The organism is Yoonia sp. MH D7, from assembly GCF_054439475.1.
In genome coordinates this window covers 89,510-108,884 of the sequence record NZ_JBTJCF010000002.1, presented here as the reverse complement: position 1 = coordinate 108,884, position 19,375 = coordinate 89,510, and the positions used below count along the sequence as shown (strand labels likewise).

17 protein-coding genes and 6 pseudogenes are annotated in these 19,375 nt (G+C 50.9%); 13 read left to right on the top strand and 10 right to left on the bottom strand.

Features of this window, described 5'->3' with window-relative positions:
• Positions 1-29 precede the first annotated feature (29 nt).
• Both ACXLHR_RS16855 and ACXLHR_RS16850 read right to left on the bottom strand, forming a co-directional pair.
• Positions 30-746: pseudogene (locus tag ACXLHR_RS16855) on the bottom strand (fumarylacetoacetate hydrolase family protein); the annotation flags it as partial.
• Positions 747-781: 35 nt separating this feature from the next.
• Positions 782-1,911 (bottom strand): IS3 family transposase gene (locus ACXLHR_RS16850; RefSeq protein ID WP_458792645.1). Its coding sequence is split into 2 segments (ribosomal slippage): positions 782-1,677 and positions 1,677-1,911, totalling 1,131 coding nucleotides; the frame shifts between segments, so codons are not numbered across the junction.
• Between the two features lie 188 nt (positions 1,912-2,099).
• Here ACXLHR_RS16850 and ACXLHR_RS16845 point away from each other — a divergent pair.
• Both ACXLHR_RS16845 and ACXLHR_RS16840 read left to right on the top strand, forming a co-directional pair.
• Complete coding sequence (locus ACXLHR_RS16845; protein WP_458792644.1) at positions 2,100-2,861, top strand: DUF6880 family protein; 762 nt, start codon at positions 2,100-2,102, stop codon at positions 2,859-2,861.
• Positions 2,801-3,529: a DUF6880 family protein gene (locus ACXLHR_RS16840; RefSeq protein WP_458792698.1), complete on the top strand. Its 729-nt coding sequence runs from the start codon at positions 2,801-2,803 to the stop codon at positions 3,527-3,529. The genes ACXLHR_RS16845 and ACXLHR_RS16840 overlap by 61 nt, the downstream gene beginning before the upstream one ends.
• Positions 3,530-3,571: 42 nt before the next feature.
• On the opposite strand, the gene ACXLHR_RS16835 is transcribed toward ACXLHR_RS16840, so the two are convergent.
• On the bottom strand, positions 3,572-3,835 hold the full coding sequence (locus ACXLHR_RS16835) for a hypothetical protein (RefSeq protein WP_458792643.1): 264 nt from the start codon (positions 3,833-3,835) through the stop codon (positions 3,572-3,574).
• 200 nt (positions 3,836-4,035) lie between these two features.
• A pseudogene (locus tag ACXLHR_RS16830) lies at positions 4,036-4,221 on the bottom strand (transposase); the annotation flags it as partial.
• Positions 4,222-4,414: 193 nt separating this feature from the next.
• Here ACXLHR_RS16830 and ACXLHR_RS16825 point away from each other — a divergent pair.
• From ACXLHR_RS16825 to ACXLHR_RS16795, 7 genes are all read left to right on the top strand, one after another.
• Complete coding sequence (locus ACXLHR_RS16825) at positions 4,415-4,678, top strand: SDR family oxidoreductase (protein ID WP_458792642.1); 264 nt, start codon at positions 4,415-4,417, stop codon at positions 4,676-4,678.
• Between the two features lie 235 nt (positions 4,679-4,913).
• Positions 4,914-5,909 carry a TRAP transporter substrate-binding protein gene (locus ACXLHR_RS16820; RefSeq protein ID WP_458792617.1) on the top strand — a complete coding sequence of 332 codons (996 nt, stop codon included), beginning with the start codon at positions 4,914-4,916 and terminating at the stop codon, positions 5,907-5,909.
• Between the two features lie 74 nt (positions 5,910-5,983).
• Positions 5,984-6,478: a TRAP transporter small permease gene (locus ACXLHR_RS16815; protein WP_458792616.1), complete on the top strand. Its 495-nt coding sequence runs from the start codon at positions 5,984-5,986 to the stop codon at positions 6,476-6,478.
• A complete protein-coding gene (locus ACXLHR_RS16810; RefSeq protein ID WP_458792615.1) occupies positions 6,475-7,785 on the top strand; it encodes a TRAP transporter large permease in 1,311 nt (436 codons plus the stop codon). Before ACXLHR_RS16815 ends, ACXLHR_RS16810 begins: the two co-directional genes overlap by 4 nt.
• A gap of 72 nt (positions 7,786-7,857) precedes the next feature.
• On the top strand, positions 7,858-8,889 hold the full coding sequence (locus ACXLHR_RS16805; RefSeq protein ID WP_458792641.1) for an Ldh family oxidoreductase: 1,032 nt from the start codon (positions 7,858-7,860) through the stop codon (positions 8,887-8,889).
• A 176-nt stretch (positions 8,890-9,065) separates the two neighbouring features.
• Positions 9,066-9,983: a DMT family transporter gene (locus tag ACXLHR_RS16800; protein WP_458792640.1), complete on the top strand. Its 918-nt coding sequence runs from the start codon at positions 9,066-9,068 to the stop codon at positions 9,981-9,983.
• Positions 9,984-10,184: 201 nt separating this feature from the next.
• A complete protein-coding gene (locus ACXLHR_RS16795) occupies positions 10,185-10,961 on the top strand; it encodes a hypothetical protein (protein ID WP_458792639.1) in 777 nt (258 codons plus the stop codon).
• Positions 10,962-11,306: 345 nt separating this feature from the next.
• Here ACXLHR_RS16795 and ACXLHR_RS16790 read toward each other — a convergent pair whose 3' ends face one another.
• The gene (locus ACXLHR_RS16790) at positions 11,307-11,579 is read right to left on the bottom strand and encodes a DUF1127 domain-containing protein (RefSeq protein WP_458792638.1); all 273 of its coding nucleotides are present in this window, start codon (positions 11,577-11,579) and stop codon (positions 11,307-11,309) included.
• Between the two features lie 472 nt (positions 11,580-12,051).
• Between ACXLHR_RS16790 and ACXLHR_RS16785 the strand changes: the two are divergent.
• Positions 12,052-13,210: pseudogene (locus ACXLHR_RS16785) on the top strand (IS3 family transposase).
• Between the two features lie 65 nt (positions 13,211-13,275).
• A pseudogene (locus ACXLHR_RS16780) lies at positions 13,276-13,413 on the top strand (integrase core domain-containing protein); the annotation flags it as partial.
• Positions 13,414-13,551: 138 nt separating this feature from the next.
• Here ACXLHR_RS16780 and kduD read toward each other — a convergent pair.
• Entirely contained in the window at positions 13,552-14,280 is a 729-nt protein-coding gene (gene kduD / locus ACXLHR_RS16775; protein WP_458792637.1) for a 2-dehydro-3-deoxy-D-gluconate 5-dehydrogenase KduD, read from the bottom strand.
• 15 nt (positions 14,281-14,295) lie between these two features.
• Positions 14,296-14,607 carry a cupin domain-containing protein gene (locus ACXLHR_RS16770; RefSeq protein WP_458792636.1) on the bottom strand — a complete coding sequence of 104 codons (312 nt, stop codon included), beginning with the start codon at positions 14,605-14,607 and terminating at the stop codon, positions 14,296-14,298.
• 167 nt (positions 14,608-14,774) lie between these two features.
• On the opposite strand from ACXLHR_RS16770, the gene ACXLHR_RS16765 reads away from it, so the two are divergent.
• The gene (locus ACXLHR_RS16765; protein WP_458792635.1) at positions 14,775-15,674 is read left to right on the top strand and encodes a sugar kinase; all 900 of its coding nucleotides are present in this window, start codon (positions 14,775-14,777) and stop codon (positions 15,672-15,674) included.
• Positions 15,675-15,676: 2 nt separating this feature from the next.
• Here the strand turns inward: ACXLHR_RS16765 and uxuA are convergent, their stop codons facing one another.
• The 3 genes and pseudogenes from uxuA to ACXLHR_RS16750 form a co-directional block, all read right to left on the bottom strand.
• Entirely contained in the window at positions 15,677-16,855 is a 1,179-nt protein-coding gene (gene uxuA, locus ACXLHR_RS16760) for a mannonate dehydratase (RefSeq protein ID WP_458792634.1), read from the bottom strand.
• Between the two features lie 677 nt (positions 16,856-17,532).
• Positions 17,533-18,576, bottom strand: a pseudogene (locus ACXLHR_RS16755) (IS110 family RNA-guided transposase).
• Between the two features lie 27 nt (positions 18,577-18,603).
• A pseudogene (locus tag ACXLHR_RS16750) lies at positions 18,604-18,723 on the bottom strand (IS30 family transposase); the annotation flags it as partial.
• A gap of 347 nt (positions 18,724-19,070) precedes the next feature.
• Here ACXLHR_RS16750 and ACXLHR_RS16745 point away from each other — a divergent pair.
• Complete coding sequence (locus ACXLHR_RS16745) at positions 19,071-19,355, top strand: hypothetical protein (RefSeq protein WP_458792633.1); 285 nt, start codon at positions 19,071-19,073, stop codon at positions 19,353-19,355.
• The last annotated feature ends 20 nt before the right edge of the window (positions 19,356-19,375 follow it).

Genomic DNA, 19,375 nt, shown 5'->3' with positions numbered 1-19,375 from the left:
TGCCAGACTATATGCCATGTCTTGGTCCTTCATACTGGGAACTTCACTGCGGGAAGGATGGTGCCAACACACGTTCCAAACCCGATTTGATAACCGTCGCCAACAGCTGCGCCGCGCAGGATCAGCGTGTCGCCGTCTTCGATAAATGTGCGGGTTTCACCAGTGTCGAGCGTGAAGGGTTCGCGCCCTGCCCAGCTCAGCTCCATTAGGGAGCCATATTCGGATTTGTTTGGTCCTGAAATCGTCCCTGACCCAAGCAAATCACCAGAGTTCATGCCGCAGCCACCGCTCGCGTGATGGCACAGCTGTTCGCCGGCGGAATAATACATGCGACTGTAATTCGTTTTGGAAAGTGACGTGGCCTTGGCCGCGCCCTCGGGTTGCATCAACACCTCGAGTTGGATGTCGAACAACCCTTCAACTGTGCTGTCGAGATACAGCAGCAATTCCTTTTCGCGCACAGGTGTGGCTGTGCGGAAAGGTTCCAACGCTGCCGTGGTGACGATCCATGGGGAAATCGATGTGCCGAATGCCTTACCTTGAAATGGGCCAAGCGGCTGATATTCCCAGCCCTGAATATCGCGCGCGGACCAGTCGTTAAGCAACACATAACCAAAAATCATCGCATCGGCCTGATCCACGGTGATTGGCGCGCCGAGTTCGGACGATGTGCCGACGATTGCGCCCAATTCCAGCTCAATATCCAACCGTTTGGACGGACCGAACGATGGCATGTCAGCATCTGGTCTTGTCCCGCTTACGTTCCGGTCTCCTAACTCATTTATGCAGCCTTTCGTTCGAAGGCCAAGGGGCTTTTGCCACCCAGCGATGAGTGACGGCGGCGTGGATTGTAAAAACCATTGATATACTGGAAGATCGCACCTTCTGCCTGACGGCGTGTGTCCCATTTGTTGCGCCAGATCAGCTCAGCCTTGATGGATTTGAAGAACGTTTCAACCATGGAATTGTCGTAGCAGTTACCTTTGCTGCTCATTGAGACCTTGAAGCCGTGCAGCTTCAGGCGCCTCTGATACTCGTTTGAACAATATTGCGACACGCGATCCGTATGGTGAATGCAGTCTTTCGGCGGTTGTCGCAAAGCAACGGCCATATCTAACGCCCGGATCGCTAGATCCTTCTTCATGCGGTTGCTGACAGCCCAACCGATGACACGGCGAGAATACAGATAAAGGATGACGGCGAGATACAGCCACCCTTCACTGGTCCATATGTAACTGATGTCACCTGCCCATTTTTGGTTGGGGCCAGTCGCTGAGAAATCTTGACCCAACAGATTGGGTGCGATGTTGAACGTGTGGTTACTGTCCGTCGTCGCCTTGTATTTCTGGGTTCTTATGATCTTGATGCCATTCTCACGCATCAAACGCCCTACGCGCCGGTGTCCGATCTTCAGCCCTAGCTCCTGCAATTCTTCAGTCATGCGGGGTCGCCCATAGCTTTCTAGGCTTAACCGATGTTGTTCGCGGATATGGGCCAGAAATACCATATCATCCCGCTGGCTCTGGCTCATCGGACGCACCCGCCAAGCACGGAACCCACGCGATGTGACCTGCATGATACGGCAGAGAAATTCCACGGACCAAACTTCTTTCCAGGCGTCGATGAAAGCAAATCTCACCGGCTTTGGCCTGCAAAGAAGATTGCCGCCTTTTTTAGCACTTCCCTCTCCTCACGCAGTAGGCGGACTTCTTTGCGAAGCCGCGTGTTCTCCTTTTCGACGTCTTCATGCGGTCCTGACATCAGATCGTCATGCTGATGTTGCTGAACCCATTTGTTCAGCGTCGAAAGCCCAACCCCTAAATCCGATGAAAGTTGAGGCCGCGTTAGGCCACTGCTCATCGCCATGCGCACCGCATCACGCCGAAACTCGTCTGTGTATCTCTTTGCCATTCTCTATCTCCTTCATAGCAAACATTGCTCGAAAGAGACCGGAACTAAACTGTGACAAGTCCAGTCGTTGGGCATGCTGCGGTGCGTCCCGTTAGACCAGACTTTCGCCGCGTCTGCAAAGTAACGTGACCATTAAAACGTTCTGAAGGGTACTTTCTTTCGCTCACTCAAACTGCCAAGTTCAAACCATGTCAAAAAAGACTTTGAACACAGATAACCTTGAAGCTCTTGGTGCGAAAAAATTGGCGGACCTCTTGATTGAGGTGAGCACTGGTAGTGCGGACATCAAACGTCGTCTGCGATTAGAATTAAGCCACAATCTGGGTGCGTCAGAGCTTGTACATGCAATTCGGAAACGCCTTGTGACATTGCGAAAATCGAACAGTTTTGTAGGCTGGCGCAAACGTAAAGCTCTGATCAAAGATATTGATACACAAGTCATAATGATCGTAGGAAAAATTGCGCCAGAGGACCCGTCCTCTGCGTTTGAGTTGCTTTGGCAATTTATCGAGATTGCCCCATCTATCTATGAGCGCGTCGATGATAGCCGGGGCGATGTTGGCGATGTTTTTCAATCCGCTATCTTGCATTTTGAAGCTATCGCCCCTTTGGCGTTGTTGAGCGTTGATGCTCTGGCTGCGAAGGTTTGGAATGTCATCCAAGACAACGGGTACGGGGAGTGGGACGGGATCATTGGGATTCTCTCGGACACGCTTGGGGTAAGCGGCTTAGATCAGCTAAGGCAGCACGTCGAAGATTTCGCGGCTCGGCCAATTGATGTTGAAGCGGAACAGCACGATTCAATCTTGTTCTTGCGGGAGTTGCGCGGGGGCATACTGATTATTCCGCTGAGCGTAAAGAACGGTTCGTTCAATCCTGCCTTCAGGAAATCGCAGCGGCGGCAGGCGATACGCACGCCTACGTCGCGCAATACACGCCAGAGGATTTAAAACGCAAAGATATCGCTGCCGAGGTCGCACTGCTATTTATTAAAGAGGGCCGCACTGATGACGCATTGGCGCTTTTGGGTGATGTGGAACAAGACGGGCGGGACTTCTTGCAAGAGGCGTGGAACCACAGTTACCTCGCCACTCTCGAAGCATTGGGGCGTACCAAAGATGCGCAAGCATACCGCTGGTCTTGCTTTATAAAGACGCTCGATCAACTTCATTTGCGTATCTATATTAAAGGTCTTCCCGACTTTGAGGATGTTGAGGCAGAAGAAAAGGCAACAGCACACGTTCTGGGCTATTCGAGTTTTTCCACAGCATTGTCCTTTTTTCTAGAATGGCCCGACCTACTGTCTGCTGCCCAACTGATTGAAAGCCGATCGGATGAGATAGACGGTAATCGCTATGATATATTGACGCCTGCTGCCGAAGCTCTGCGAGAACGCCACCCGCTATCTGCGGTTCTGTTGTGGCGTGCGATGATCGACTATGCCTTAGGTGAGGGACGTTCGTCACGCTACGGTCATGCGGCGGATCATCTGATGGACTGTTCATCCCTTGAAGATGCCATCCAGGACTATGGCACATTCCAATCCCACGCCGACTATTTTGAAACGCTTCGCAAGGCTCATGATCGTAAAACATCGTTTTGGGCCAAATTAAAATAAATGTGGATCAAACCATCAATGCGAACGGCCATAGAGGTGGTCCTAGTATTTCGACCAGTCTGCAGCCAACTTAAGGTAGATCAGGGTTTGATTTAGGTTGCTGATCTCATTGGTTCCATTTTCCAATCCCAGCGCGTATTTCTGAACCGGTTTCAAATGCATTGAGATAGATGCATTGTAAGCGTTGCAAAGACCCCATGTTTCAATAAAACAAGGGATTTGCGATATTGACATCACCAGAAATGAGGAGATGATAATGCCGAATGAACACAGATATAAACCGATTGAGGTTTGAGGAATACCCATCCCAACCTCTCCATCAGGCCGAAATAGATGGCCAGAAGCGATCAAGGTAAAAGCGCTCGAGGAAATAGCTGCAGGTCGAAAAGCTACGGATATCGCGCACGAAATAAGAGCAAATCAATCGCTGGTTTCTAAATGGGTCAATAAAACGGTTGCCAAATGTGGTGGCCCCACTTTTGTTGAGGTTATTCGTCGACCTGTGCAGGATCGCTGCCTCGCTTGGAAAATCCTGCGGCCATATTCTTAATTGCGGATCGTTTCCAAGTCCCAATCTGCGTGGGATGCACGCCATACTTCTTCGATAACTCCGCCAGTGTCATTTCTTCACGGATCGCTTCAAGCGCAACTTTGGCCTTGAAATCAGGCGAATGGTTCTTTCGTTTCGTCATTTTGGATCATCTCTCTCGCAAGTTGATCCACCTCAATTACTGGTCCGAAGTCCCGCGACCAACTCTGTCTATCAGTTGAGAATCACATGATGAATGACAAGTAAAACTTACCTATATTCATAATTTGTTGATTTTCTTACTCCCATGCCAAGTACATTCTGATTTTAACAGGGAGTTGCGGGTCTGATGGCATATGCTGATGCCAAAAAATTACGCCGAGGAGCAGGCTTCTGCGTTCGGCGTTGTGGAAACGATTAATGAAAATATGACCAACGCCGCACGGGTGAATTCTGTAGAAAATAGAAAGAACATAAAAAACGTAGAGTTTGCATCTCCTGTTAAGCGGCAGGGCTTACCTGTGGATGTGGCTAACATGGTTTGGTTTCTTGCAAGCGATCAATCTTCGTTCGTCACAGGAGCAAATTTCGACATAAACGGTGGGATGCTATTTAGTTAACGCCTGGGCCTCAGGGGGTGATCGGGGAGGGGAGGTTTTCCGCGGTCACTGCAGCTTAATCTACGCGGGAAATCACGTTTATGACGGTGGTGGATTTTTAGTTGAACATTTTAGCTAGGGGCTAAATTTTCAACGAAAGCGCATAGCAAATGAATTGTTATGGGTTGTATCTTTTATCAAAACGGCTCTTCGCAATTCAGATTGAATACGTAAGGGCCATCACGGGAGGAATGAAATGACATTTTATACAATGACAACCAAACTGGTTTTGGGCGCGATCTGTGCGACATCTCTGACAATTGGTGCGGTGGCCGCGGACACAATCACCCTGCGTGGCGCGAGCATGTTTGACGAGAACCACACGTTCACCAAAACCTTTCGTGAATTTGAGGGCCTTGTTGAAGAATACTACGACGGCGATGTTGTTTTTGACTTACGTTTGAACGGCGAACTTGGCGTCGAGAAGGATTATGTTACATTCTTGCAGCAAGGTGTAGCGATCGATTATACAATACTGGCGCCCTCCAATATGGCAATTATGGCACCTTCTATACCAATAATGGACATGCCATTCCTGTTTCGCGACCTAGATCACTGGAACGCGGTGCTATCTAGCGACACGCTTACTTCCCTCGAAGACGAGCTGATGGAACGTGCCGACATTAAGATTATTGGCTATACGGGTGGTGGTGTACGTAATTTGGTATCAGATAAACCAATCGCGAACATGTCAGATCTTGAAGGCCACAAAATGCGCGTAATGGGTGCTCCTATTCAAGCACAGGTCTTTTCTGCTTTTAAAGCGTCACCAGCTGCAATCGCCTATAACGAAGTGTACAATGCTATTCAGACTGGTGTGATTTCCGGTCTTGAGAACGAAGCGGCAGGTGTTGAAAATCTCAAGTTTTACGAAGTGGCACCGTATGTGTCTTTGACACAGCATACAATTACGGTACGTCCTATCGTGATGAGTGGAAAAACATTCCGCAATCTACCTGAAGATTTGCAGGCGGCGGTTCTCAAGGCCGGCGAGGAAGCAGCAGCCTTCGGACGTGATCTGGAAAGCAGCCAAGATAGCGTCATACTAAAGCAAATGGCTGATGTAGGTCAGATCAACCTCGTTGAGTTTGTAGATCGCGATATGTTGCTCGAACTCGTTGTTCCGGTTCAGGATGCCTATGCAGCCGAAATTGGTGCAGTTGAACTTCTTGAGGCGATCCGCGCTAAGTGATCGCGTGCGAATGTCAATTCCGCCGCGGTTAAGTGATGGCGGCGGGGTTGGATCATCGGGTTGGGAGGCCGACAATGGTAAAACGAATTTTAGATTTAATATGTAATGTTTTCCGGGTGCTTCTTGCCTGCCTTGTGGCTGCGCTTACAATACCTGTTACTATGCAGGTTATTGCCCGGTACACTGGCATTATCCCCGGTTACCTCTGGACCGAAGAACTTGCCGGATTTATTTTTGTTTGGGTTGTCATGATCGGTTCGATGGTGGCGGTTTGGGACGGTGAACATTTCGATGTGCGCGTCATTCCAGACGCTCAAAGCCCGCTTTTGCGCTTGCTACAAAGCGGCCTTGTCCATGTTCTGATCCTTGGCTTCGGCCTGATCTTCTTTTGGTACGGGCTGGAGTACGCTGAATTCGGCACCATCCAGAATTCGATGATGATGCGTGCCAACATGCTCGTCACATTTATCTCTGTACCCATCGCCGGAGCCTTCTGGGCCTTGTTTTCCGGCTATCGGTTTTATGAAGACTTTGTCGTATACCAATCAGCCCGGAGTGCTTTGAGATGATTGTAACAACTGGCCTTGCCTGTGCTATCCTCGTTGGTGGCTTCATCCTACTTGTTATACTGCGCGTGCCTGTGGCTTTCGCGCTTGGCCTTGCGACCATTCCACTCGTGATGCTTGAATTACGGCTTACACCCTTTATCGTTCTGGACCGGATGTTCCAGTCATATAGCTCGTTCATTCTTCTGGCTGTGCCGTTCTTCTTGCTGGCTGCGAACCTGATGAACTCAGGTAAAATCACAGATAAGCTAATTGACCTCGCGCGGGTACTGACCGGGTGGATGCCCGGTGGGTTGGGCCATGTGAACGTGGCCGTTTCCATGTTGTTCGCCGGTATTTCTGGTTCTTCGACGGCAGACGCGGCAGGTTGCGGCAAAATCCTTATCCCCGCTATGGTGAACGAAGGGTATGATAGACGTTTCGCCATTGCCATCACCGCATGTTCGTCGGTTATGGGCGTAATTATCCCGCCGAGCATTTTGATGGTTGTCTGGGGGGGGGTGATGCAAACATCCGTGGGCGCGTTGTTCCTTGCGGGCGCAATCCCCGGCATCATGATCGGTCTTGCATTGATGGCGACAGTTTACGGCTATGCCAAAGTGTATAACTATCCGATCATCGGCACACCGACTTTTCGCGAAGTGCTGGTAGCATTCAAAGGATCCGCACTTGCAATGCTGACACCTGTGCTTGTGGTGGGCGGGATCGTTGGGGGCATCGTAACACCAACAGAAAGTGCTATTATCGCCGCGCTCTATTCGCTTATCTTAGGGATGTTTGTCTATCGCACAGTGAGTGTGCGTGATCTTGGCAGTATCTTTTATGAAACCGGTCGTTTTGCATCTATATCGCTTTTTGCCATCGGCACAGCGACTGCATTTGGCTGGTTGTTGGCCTTCTACAGCGTGCCGCGCCTGATCGTGGACTTTATGACTGCGATGGAGTTCGGCCCATTTGGAACGGCGTTGGTTATCGCGGGGCTGTTCTTGTTTTTTGGTTTGTTCATTGATGCAATTCCGACAATCATCATTTTGGGCACGGTCTTGATGCCTGTTGCGGAAGCGGCAGATATCCACCCGATCGCGTTTGCGATCATTGGGATCGTCTCATTGGCTTTCGGATTGGTCACGCCGCCCTACGGATTATGTTTACTAATATCTGCGTCGATAGGTGGTATGAATGTGGTGCAGGTTATGCGCGACGTGGCGATCATTTTGTTGCCGATGTTGCTCATCTTGTTGCTGATCATTGTATTTCCCCAAATCGCTCTGTGGTTGCCTCAATTGCTCATGCCAGAGTCTTTCCAATAACGGGTGATAAACTCAAAAATGACACGACTGACGCGTTCCGGGTGCATGAAATGAAAGCCTGGATCGCAAAATATGATAAAATTAGAGGGCCATTTAATGGAAGAGAAAAGTTATGAGCGCATCTCGCACGCGCGCGGTGTAAAGTTAGCGACCAAAATTCTGGCCAAGGCCGGATACTCCGCTGCACACGCCTCAAGCATGATAGAAAATATGGTCGAAGCACAGGCCCAGGAGTGCCACTCTCACGGCCTGTATCGCCTGATTGATTGTACAAACGTCGCGAACGCTGGCATGGTTAACCTTACCGCGGACCCAATCGTGACAGATCATGCTGCGAGTGTGGTCAAAGTTGATGCGTGCGGGGGAAACTCCCTGCTGGCCCTTAAAAATGGGTTGCAGTTGCTTTCGCAAAAAGCCAAAGCAACTGGCATTGCAGCACTCGCGATAAATAACACCTTTCATTATTCGGCGCTTTGGTGGGAGGTTGAACTGATTTCGAAATTGGGTTTGGTCGCGATAGCAATGTCCCCAACGATGCCTTTCGTTGCGCCTTACGGCGGCACCAAACCGTTGCTGGGCACCAATCCGATAGCCTTCGCATGGCCGCGTCCAGGCAATGATCCTTATACCTTCGATTTTGCCACCAGCGCCGCGGCTCGCGGCGAAGTCGAAATCCGGCGCCGAAGAGGAGAGATCCTGCCATCCGAATGGGCAATCGACAATGAAGGTCAGCCGACAACAGATGCCGAAATTGCCATGTCAGGGGCGTTGCTACCGTTCGGTAAACACAAGGGGTCGGCGATTTCGATCATGGTAGAACTACTGGCCGGTCCTCTGATCGGTGATCTATTAAGCTATCAAACAGGACCAGTGAACAACACCGAAAATAAGGGTATCGTCCATGGCGAACTGATTATCGCCATTGATCCTGACCACTTCGGAGTCTCTTTTGAAGCCGCCGAGGGCCTTTTCCAAGAGATCGTTGCCCAAGGTGCTCGCTTGCCATCGCAACGTAGGCGTACAGCAAAACAGCGTTCGAACAAAGATGGTCTTTTAATCTCAAAAGAACTTCTTGTGGAACTTAAACAACTTTCTGAAACGTAAATGGCAACTATTAGATAACTGACGTTGGAGTTCATTTTGGAAGTAACCGTATTTAGCGCTCTTAAATCTGGTCTACTGCGGCCATCGCAGTGCAAAATCTCGCTTTCGGGTAAATCCTTTTTGCGACGTCGATTTGGGAGTGTCTTTGGGCAATACCTGACCCACGAGACAACGGTGTGAATGCGGCCGAAAAAACCGGGAATGCCGCCGTCGATTGGCCGATCGCGGGTATCTGCTGTATGCTCCTCGCCGCATTCTTATTTGTCGCCATGGACTCCTTAGCCAAGTTTCTCGGAGAGACCTATGCCGTGCCGCAGCTGGTGTGGGCACGTTATGGTGTGCATATGCTCCTCATATTGACGTATGTCGCTGCGATGGGAAAGGCGGGGCGATTATACCTGGTAAGCAGCGCACCATTTGGGCAAATCTTGCGGGGGTTGTTACTATTCTTAAGTACCATTTTTGGCTATTTTGCAGTGACTAAATTGCCGCTTGTGCAGGTCTACGTCATCAATTTCACCTCACCACTTATTGTTACGCTACTTGCAATACCATTGCTTGGAGAAAGAATTAGCGGCACACGGGCATTAGCCATTTGCATCGGCTTTACCGGCGTATTGATCGCCCTAGGGCCGCAACAAATTGCGTCGGATTCTGCTCTACTTCTGCCCGCAGGCATGGCGGTTTGTTTTGCAATGTATCAGATCGCCACGAGACACTATGGACGCAATGATCCAGCGTTGACCTCGCTGTTATATAGTGCTTCCGTAGGCGCAGTCGTCAGTACATTGCTTTTGCCTTTTTTCTGGGCGCCGATCGAGATAAGAGACATTTGGCTTTTTGTCGCACTTGGTACATTGGGTGCGGCGGGTCATTTTTCGCTGATCATGGCGATGCGCTTCGCGGAAGCATCTATGGTTTCACCCTTTCTTTATTCACAAATGATATGGGCGAGCATCATCGGCATTCTACTTTTCGGCGATTATCCAGCGGTTCGCACCTACTACGGTGCTGGGTTGTTAATCTCGGCCGGTATTATAATTATTGTCAGTCAGTCACGAAATAAGGTTAGAGCAATCGATGATGGACCTTAGCCTGGCACGACAAACAATGATCGCTATCTTAATGAGACCGATTAACCAGAGACTTGAGCTGAGGTGGTCGATATCTCGTTTGAGCAAAGAAAATCTAAGTGTGGGTCCGAAGATGATTCTACTGCCGGCCAAAGAGTTTGTCCGCAACTAAAGTTTCTAGAATGTGACAAGCCCCACGCTTCCCAACGAGGATTTGACAAAATGTCTTCTGACCTAGCCATCGAACTTTTGGTTCGTGTTCTTTCGACAGCTGGTATCGTTATAGGCGTAACGCTGGCGGTTGAGCGACTTGGTCCGAAAATCGGCGGCGCACTGGCAGGCTTGCCCATCGTCATCGGGCCTGCTTTTTTCTTTATAGTGCGAGATCAGAGTGTCGTATTCAGTGCCAATACAGCTGCCGCCTCCCTGATATCTCTTACTGCGACACAGGCATTTCTATTTGGATATATAGCTTTCGCAGCAAAGTCGCGGGGGGCAATTATAACAGCTACTCTGGCTTGGGTGATGTGCGCCTGGATTCTTTCATGGGTTCCGCCGTCTCCGTGGACCGGATTGTTGATTTTCTTACCAACAATGATTGCTGTCCATATCTGTTCGCAACGTTTCGTAAGACCCTTTGCGCCAGGCCGCGCAACAGGGACTTTAGTCTTGCTGATTATACGAGGCTTGGCCGCAGGTCTGTTGGTAGCAGGGGTCACTGCAGCCTCGTGGAAGCTGGGACCTGTCTGGGCAGGGTTGCTTATTTCATATCCAATAGGTCTTACCGTGATTTCGATGACGATACATCAACGCTCGGGTGCGGATATGGTAATAATGACTTTGCGGAGTGTCATTCTAGGGGTGATTAGCCCAGTTGCTTTCACGTTTGTGCTTGCTGTTCTGTTGGAGCCGTTTGGACCGGCTCTATCATTCATATTGGCTCTCATTACTGGAGTTTTTACCACCGCTGGGTTGATTTACTTTGCGCCAAAAAGATAAAGCGTACCAGCTTGGCGCCGGTCCACTTCAGCGTAAAATCAAATGAGAATTCCCTTTAAGTTCAAAGCTCCATAAGTGTAAAACGGTAAAATCAGCAAGACCCTCTCAGAACCACCTCGGGTGTTTCTAAACGCTGAGACAGTTCATGGTTGCTGGCGAACAGGTTTATTAGTTTGGATCGCACTTTTAGAAAATGAGCGAGGGTGAAGTAGAGCACCCGTTGCGTATACCCCCGAAGGCCTGTCGGCGCCACGCACACGGAATCCTTCGGGGGAAAATGAATCTTCACAAACTCAGTCGAACAAACGCTCGGTCATAAAATTAAGCAGCTTTGGCCAGTTGGTCTTATGCGTTCACCTGAGCGTCATCCACAATCAAAGACGCGGCGTGCCGGGGTATGGCGTACCGTTTGATACCAATCGTTGTCAGTTGGGCGTCACTCATCCGGGATAGTGCCCTTTGCGTCTGAGAGACCTGAACAGCATAAATGTAGCGGCTCAATCCGCGCATAAAGCTGGAGCCAGTACGTTGCAGGAATTTCGCTGATGCAACGATCCATTCTGGAACACCGACCGTATTTTTGTCGCCAGTTATTCGGGTTTGAATATTAGTAGCCATGAGTAGTCTCCAGTGCCAATATGTTAATATTATTTGCGAAATGCCCAAATCATCTAGAATATAGTTGGTTATATTTCGTCAAACTTCTTGTGATAATTATTGCCTCGGATCAAAGTGTGTTTCGCCTCGTCAAAATTTTGGTGGAACTAGACAAAACTACTGTCCAAATGAGTATTGACGCTTCGGTTTGTCTGTATGCGATCATAATCGCTCCTTCTTTGCCGCTGCAGTGCGGAGATAGGATATCATGGTAACACTAACAAGGCATACAGGCGCATAGCTCCTATGCCCGAAAAGATCAGATGCTTTGGCGAGATTGATATTTCTTCAAAAATGTTATTTTTTGTCAGGCCTTTGCATCACGCAAGCCTCTCCGAGGCGTCCATGTGTGATGAGCCTGACGCCGCAGAGTTGGTCGCGGGATTCGGACCAGTAGTTAAGGTGGATCAACTTGCGAGAGAGATGATCCAAAATGACGAAACGAAAGAACCATTCGCCTGATTTCAAGGCCAAAGTTGCGTTTGAAGCGATCCGTGAAGAAATGACACTGGCGGAGTTATCGAAGAAGTATGGCGTGCATCCCACGCAGATTGGGACTTGGAAACGATCCGCAATTAAGAATATGGCCGCAGGATTTTCCAAGCGAGGCAGCGATCCTGCACAGGTCGACGATGCTACAATAGACAAGCTTCATTCCAAGATCGGTCAGCTGGGGTGGAGCGCGATTTTTTTAAACGCGCCTGGGATCATTGAGCAAGGATCGCAGGCAGACGTGCATTGAACGGAACCATCCGAAGGTCAGCGTGCGGCGGCAATGCCAGATGTTGTCGCTGGCACGTTCAAATTTGTATTACGCTCCAAAAGGCGAGAGTGCCGAGAACCTGCGGTTCATGGAATTGATCAATACGCAGTTCTTGGAAGCACCATGGTATGGATCTCGGCAAATGGCACGACACATGCAGCGTCATGGTCACAAATGCGGTCGCCATCGTATTCGCCGCCGAATGCGTCTTATGCGTTTGGTTCCTATTTACCAGACGCCAAACATGAGCAAGAAACACTCCCTGCATAAGATTTACCCTTACCTGCTCGGGGGACTGACGATTGATCGGCCAAATCAGGTCTGGTGCGTTGATATTACCTACATCCCTATGCGGCGCGGATTTTTGCATCTGGTCGCGATCATGGATTGGTACAGTCGTAAAGTTCTCAGTTGGCGTTTGTCAAACAATGAGACCTTGTCCGCCATTGGTCCGAGGACAATGGTCGAATGAGGCTGGCTTTTGCATTGAAGCCATAGTAAAATATGGGAAACCAGCGATAATGAACAGCGGTCAGGGCAGTCAGTTCACTGGCTTTGAGTGGATAAATGCGCTGAAGGATGCGGACGTAAAGATATCCATGGACGGTAAAGGTCGCTGGATCAACAACCGGATGATCGAACGACTTTGCGCTCCCTGAAATATGAATGCATCTACCTCAATGCATTTGAAACCGGTTCAGAAAAACGCGCTGGGATTGGAAAATGGATGACCTACTACAACGCAGAACGGCCACATTCCACGCACGGAATAGTGACTACAGATGAAGCCTATGATTGGAAAATGGAACCAATGAGATCAGCAGCCTAAATCAAACCCTGATCCACCTTAAGTTGGCTGCAGACTGGTCGAAATACTAGGACCACCTCTCTATTACGTTGCTCGAAGCTCAGATCCTTATCGAGCGTTGGTGGTGTCACTTCAACACAGTCAGACCGCATAGCGCGCTGCGCTATCGTCCGCTCGCGCCAGAAAGCATGATGCCGATAGACCAGATGCCGACAATGCATTAACATTCAAACTGGACCACCCGATGGGGGACTCCACACTAACGGATCGCCACGAATTCTAAATCAATATTGCAAGGCATTGGCCCATGCTCGGTGGTCGGCCAAGCTGTCAGCGGCAATCCGTGCCGTTTTTACACCGACCTAGCGCGCCAGCCAACCACCATCGACATCCAGAACCGTGCCATGAATATAACCCGACGCAGGTGCCGACAGAAACACCGCTGCTTGTGCTATGTCGCCTGGCTCGCCCCAGCGTCCAGCCGGTATCCGCTCCATGATCGCGCGGCAGCGGTCGGGATCAGCGCGCAGCGCTTCGGTGTTGTTCGTTCTGATATAGCCCGGCGCGATAGCGTTGACGTTAATTCCCTTGGCGGCCCATTCGTTTGCCAGCGATTTGGTCAAACCGGCAACCCCGTGTTTAGACGCTGTATAAGCAGGCACGCGCACACCACCCTGATGCGAAAGCAGCGATGCAATGTTGACGATACGCCCAAGCGCCTTGCGTTCAAACACGGCACGGCCAAAGGCCTGACAGGTAAAGAATACGGCCTTGAGATTGACGTCGATCACGTCATTCCAATCAGTCTCCGAAAATTCCACACTATCGGAACGTCGGATGATTCCGGCGTTATTCACCAGAATATCAACCGATCTGTCAGCGAAGACGTCCCGCGCGGCTACTGGATCGGCGAAATCGAGAGCAAAACTCTCGGCGCTGGCAATCATGTCCACTGTTGCGTCACAGTTGGACCGTCCGGCACAAATTACATGTGCCCCTGCGTAGCCCAACGCCACGGCAATCGCTTGCCCAATACCGGTATTGGCACCTGTCACCAACGCTGTTTTGCCATTCAAAGAAAATGGATTCATCGCAAAGCGTCCTCCTTAAAGAAAATCGTCACGGCGGGGGGTGAAGACATCAATTAAAGTTCCCGCCTCAAGACAGATACAACCATGTTCAGTATTCGAAGGAACGACAAAGCAGTCGCCTTGTCCGACCTCTTTTGCTTGCCCGTCAACGCTGAATTTAAATCGACCCGATTGCACCAAAATAGACTGTACATGTAGGTGACTGTGTAGCGTACCAAATGCTCCGGCCTTAGTAAAATCGACCTTGACGACCATTAATTCAGGGTGATCCGCCAGCACTTGTCGGGTTATGTTGGGCCCAGCATCAACAATTGGAAATTCGGTCATGGCGTCCTCTAGTGTGTTTTTGTTAGTTTAGTTTGCACTAAAGTCCTATGATACTTCAACCTGATTGCGCTTTGTCATTGGCGTGGCCCTTGCAGTGCTTTATAAATCTAGTATGCCAGTTCAAGTACCCTCAAACTGAGGGGCGGAATGCAGGAGATAAACATAGAATGACATCCGATTTCCTTGCCATTGGTGAATGTATGGTTGAACTGGCCCCGCTGGCGCAGACTGGAACACTTCAAATGGCATTCGCAGGTGATACCCTGAATACCGCTTGGTATGTTCGCAAGATGCGCCCTGACTGGCGGGTCGATTATATGACGCGGATCGGACAGGACGCGGTATCGGATCGAATGCTTGCGTTTATAGATGACGCGGGGATCGGCACTGCGCATGTGGCGCGTGACGCACAAAGGTCGGTGGGGCTGTATCTGATTGACCTGATCGATGGCGAAAGACATTTCAGTTATTGGCGCGGCGAGTCTGCGGCAAGGCAACTGGCGCAAGACCGCATGCTATTAGACGCAGGCATGAAAGAGGCCAAAATGATCTACTTTTCCGCAATTACATTGGCCATTCTGGAGGGTGATGGGAAGCAAATCCTGCTGGATGCTCTTGCGCGCGCGCGTGCTATTGGCCACAAAATCGTCTTTGACACCAATTTGCGTCCTCGTCTTTGGGCCGATATTGAAGCGATGCGCGCTGGAGTAATGGCTGCGGCAGCGGTGGCTGACGTGGTGTTGCCTTCGTATGATGACGAAGCGGCGTATTTTGGCGACACGTCGCCACATGCGACGCGCGACCGGTATCTGGCCGCTGGCGTGCGGACAGTCGTGATCAAAAACAGTGGTGGTAAAGTATACTGGGCTCATAACGGAAAAATGAGCGAAGTGCCTGCGCCACCGGCAGTTCAGGTGATTGATTCAACTGCTGCAGGCGACAGCTTTAATGCGGGTTTCCTGACGGCATGGCAGAACGGAGATGATATTGACGCGGCCATCGTTAGCGGAAACCGAGTTGCAGGAAAGGTGATTGCAGGCCGTGGCGCGCTGATTGACCTTAATTAATCCTAGGGGCTGATATGAGAAACACCGCGGATTACGCCACGGAGTTCGGCCAAGCCCCTGAGACGCCCGATCAATGGATAGCCGGGAATCAGTTCGCGCCCGAGATCAGAAAGCATATGGTGCCCGTGATCAGGGCGGAACGGGATCGTATGATCAACCCGACCTGTCTCGAGGCGACGGTTCTCTTCATTCAACAAAACGCGAATGATCGCCACCATGTCGGTGTCACCCTCCAGATGCGGCGCTTCTTCAAATGACCCATCGGGGTCTTTTCTAACATTGCGCAAATGAGCAAAGTGGATGCGGTCAGCAACTTGCGCGGCGATTGCGGGTACGTCATTGGTCGGATTTGCTCCTAACGAGCCGGAACAAAAAGTAACCCCGTTGGCCGAACTGTCATGCGCAGCCAGCAGCCAAGCCAAGTCACTGCCCGACGAAACAATGCGAGGTAGACCTAAAATATCACGCGGCGGATCATCCGGATGCACACAAAGCCGAACACCAAGATCCTCGGCGGTAGGGACGACTTCGTCCAGAAACCGTTTATAATTGGCACGCAACTCATTGCGGTGAATGTCCTCGTATCCCTTCAAAGCAACGCGCAGACCATCCATGTCATAGCGGTCAAAAGCCCCGGGCATACCTGCCATAACTGCAGCAAAAAGGGCGTCACGATCAGTCTCGCTCGCTTGTTGAAACCACGCGGCAGCTTTTTGGATGACTACTTCGGGGTAGTCATCTTCCGCTGCTTGTCGGCCGAGCATGTGAATTTCAAACGCGGCCATTCGCACGGCTTCGAATCGTAAACACGTGGCGCCGCCCATCACGGGGGCAGTAAGATCAGTACGAGTCCAGTCCAGCAACGGCATGAAATTGTAACAGATTGTGGTGATGCCCTGCTCTGCCAGATTGGCCATCGATTGCCGATAATTGGCAAACAACTCCGACAGGTCACCTTCAGCTTTCTTGATGCGCTCGTGAACAGGCAGGCTTTCGACTGCTACCCAAGAAAACCCTGCCGATGAAACCTGTGCCTTTCGCGTGGTGATAGCATCGGGCGACCAAATTTCGCCATAGGGAATATCGTGTAGCGCAGTAACGATTCCAGACGCCCCAGTCTGGGCAATATCTGACAAGCTTATGGGGTCAAGGTTTCCGTACCAACGCCAGCTCTCGATCATAAATTAACCTTAAATTTTATTAATACCACAAACAGAATACCGTCAATATAGAGGTGTTCACGGCGCTTGTCACGTGAACTTGATATAATCAGAAGTCAGTTCGGGCGGTGTGTCCGGTTTCCTTCCATGGCTTTTTACCCGGAGCAGGGACATTAGTGCGCTTCCTAAGAAACAGCCATGTCGGCCTCCGTAGGCAGCTCTTGTAAATCATAGCCCAGTGACTTGGCGCGGCGCTTGAGATTACCGAGGACGCGGTTGCGATATCGTTCCTCATAGTGTGACGCGCCGGGGTCCTTGTAGGTCATGCCATATCGTAAGGTGTTGTAGAACAAGACGGCGATCTTACGGGCGGTGGCTGTGACAGCTTTTGCTTTACCTGCCCTTGCAGCTAAACGTCGATAGAATGCTCCTAAAGCGGTATCACTACGGCCGATTGTGACGAGTTATTGTCAAATCTGGTTCTCTGTTTGCGGCCTTGTCAAGCGGGTTAGCGATATGTCCATCCGGGGTCATGGTTCTCTCCGAGGTCGCGATGCGCCTTATGATGGTTTTCGGTGGTGGATCGTCTCCAATGTCGTTTGCGGATTCCGTGGCATTTGCCGCGTTCCAACCGTTTTTACGAGATCGATCAACCTCCGTCCCGTCGGGACTTCGCTTCCCGCCCGTCGGGCGAGAATTCAGTTTAGGCGGTCTTCCTGTGTCCATTGATAGTCGGCTCCTGATTTCCAGAGGGTCAGCATCAACACCGCAATCTTACGCGCGGTGGCAACTGCAGCCTTGCGGAAGCCTCGTCGCCCAGCTAGTCGAACGGCCCAAGACTTCAACGCCGAGAAGCGCTTCACTTGCCTGATGACGCAGGACGCCGCTTCAAATAGAAGCCCGCGCATTGCAGCATCCCCACACTTTGAGACACGACCTGACCAATCCATTTCACCCGATTGGTGCCGCCTCGGCGTCATACCGAGAAACGCACCCACGTCCGAGGTTTTACTGAACCGATTTGGATCATCGACAAGTGCGACAAAACTGAGTGAGACGATGGGCCCAACACCAGGAATGGTCATCAACCGGCGCGTGATGGGATTGCGTTTCGACTTCGCTCTCAATGCGGCATCAAAGTCGGCGGTCGCCTTACACAGCGTGATGTGGGCGGCGATGAACCCGTCTGCGATAGTGCGCAGCACTGGATCGGTCTAGCCAGCTGCGGCCAGTTGACCACGGAACCCTTGCCTTTGCTGCGCCTGACCTACCCCCGTCATGCGGATACCAAAGGCCTTCAGAACGCCACGAATGTGGCCTTCCAGATCCTTGCGCAAACGGATCATACGCTCTCTCCCTCCGACCAATACTCGCAACCGATCCGACTCTTCGCTGCGGATGTGAACCGGGGTGAACCAGTTCATCCGTGCGAGCTGGGCCAGACCTTCTGCGTCGGCGCTATCGGATTTGTTCAACCGCGCAGACAGGCTTTTATGGGCCTTACGGGCATCAATGCAGATCGCAGGTAAACCCAGTTGGACCATTCCGCGTTGCAACCAGATCGAAAGCTGCCCGCTTTCATGCACTATCCGCTTTGGGGTCAAAGATCTGTTCATGAACCAGCCAGCGGCCCCTTCGGGATCGGCTGGTGCGGTGCCCTGCGTCACAACCTGCCCATCGTCATCGATGACACAAATCGAAACTTCTTTGAGCGAAACGTCTAATCCTGCATAATAAGTCATGGTCGTTCTCCTCACGGCTTGTTTCCATGAGGACGATTGTCGCTCAAACACTCGACCAATCGAACCCATCGATTCTCCGCGTTGCCAACGATCCCAAATCTCAGCACGCTGTTCGGATGAATAGTAAATGCGGCGGCGATACTTCATTTTTAACACTCCATCTTTTACTAAAGATTAAAGTGTTGCGTCGACCTGTTGAGCCCACCCGCTATTGCGGTCGTTGCAGGAGGACCGGAAGGCGATGCCTTTGTTGAAGCGACCAAAGAAGGTCTGGCGGCCACTGGACCGCAATCGCCTATCATGATGGCAAGGCCCACTTTAATGGACGCAATGCCGTTCGGCCACTGTTGCCGAATACTGATGAAGCTCGCGCGGCGTCCCCTAATCTAGTGCGACGGTCGCAGCGAATTACCTACAGGATCATGGTTTTGGTAAAGGTCTTATCGGGATGATCGTCTAAGTCGAGAGCGAAAATGAGATGGAAGTACTGGTGAATGGATTCAAAGGTTGAACTGACCTCTGCTATCCACGTGGACGAAAATGATAGTGAACAGGCGCGCCGCTTGCCGTCGATCTTGAAGCGTAAGGCTGTGCGTCTTTTGGTCAATCGATTCCCTACAGGGGTTGAGGGTGCGGACATCATGATCCAAGGTGGCCCTTACTCTGCCTCAACAAATTTCGGTGCAACCTCTATTGGCACGATCTCGATCAGGCATTTTTTGTGGCCGGTCTGTTATCAGAGTTCTCCCGCAAATATTTTGCCTGCCGCTCTCGCCTGACCACGTCGCGCGCATGGAGG

What these genes read in the sequence shown, in the direction of transcription:
- ACXLHR_RS16765 (WP_458792635.1), top strand. Translation starts at nt 14,775, where the DNA reads ATGACATCCGATTTCCTTGCCATTGGTGAATGTATGGTTGAACTGGCC.
- ACXLHR_RS16815 (WP_458792616.1), top strand. Translation starts at nt 5,984, where the DNA reads ATGGTAAAACGAATTTTAGATTTAATATGTAATGTTTTCCGGGTGCTT.
- ACXLHR_RS16820 (WP_458792617.1), top strand. Translation starts at nt 4,914, where the DNA reads ATGACATTTTATACAATGACAACCAAACTGGTTTTGGGCGCGATCTGT.
- kduD (WP_458792637.1), bottom strand. Translation starts at nt 14,280, where the DNA reads ATGAATCCATTTTCTTTGAATGGCAAAACAGCGTTGGTGACAGGTGCC.
- ACXLHR_RS16825 (WP_458792642.1), top strand. Translation starts at nt 4,415, where the DNA reads ATGCTGATGCCAAAAAATTACGCCGAGGAGCAGGCTTCTGCGTTCGGC.
- uxuA (WP_458792634.1), bottom strand. Translation starts at nt 16,855, where the DNA reads ATGATCGAGAGCTGGCGTTGGTACGGAAACCTTGACCCCATAAGCTTG.
- ACXLHR_RS16770 (WP_458792636.1), bottom strand. Translation starts at nt 14,607, where the DNA reads ATGACCGAATTTCCAATTGTTGATGCTGGGCCCAACATAACCCGACAA.
- ACXLHR_RS16810 (WP_458792615.1), top strand. Translation starts at nt 6,475, where the DNA reads ATGATTGTAACAACTGGCCTTGCCTGTGCTATCCTCGTTGGTGGCTTC.
- ACXLHR_RS16745 (WP_458792633.1), top strand. Translation starts at nt 19,071, where the DNA reads ATGGATTCAAAGGTTGAACTGACCTCTGCTATCCACGTGGACGAAAAT.
- ACXLHR_RS16845 (WP_458792644.1), top strand. Translation starts at nt 2,100, where the DNA reads ATGTCAAAAAAGACTTTGAACACAGATAACCTTGAAGCTCTTGGTGCG.
- ACXLHR_RS16795 (WP_458792639.1), top strand. Translation starts at nt 10,185, where the DNA reads ATGTCTTCTGACCTAGCCATCGAACTTTTGGTTCGTGTTCTTTCGACA.
- ACXLHR_RS16790 (WP_458792638.1), bottom strand. Translation starts at nt 11,579, where the DNA reads ATGGCTACTAATATTCAAACCCGAATAACTGGCGACAAAAATACGGTC.
- ACXLHR_RS16835 (WP_458792643.1), bottom strand. Translation starts at nt 3,835, where the DNA reads ATGGGTATTCCTCAAACCTCAATCGGTTTATATCTGTGTTCATTCGGC.
- ACXLHR_RS16805 (WP_458792641.1), top strand. Translation starts at nt 7,858, where the DNA reads ATGATAAAATTAGAGGGCCATTTAATGGAAGAGAAAAGTTATGAGCGC.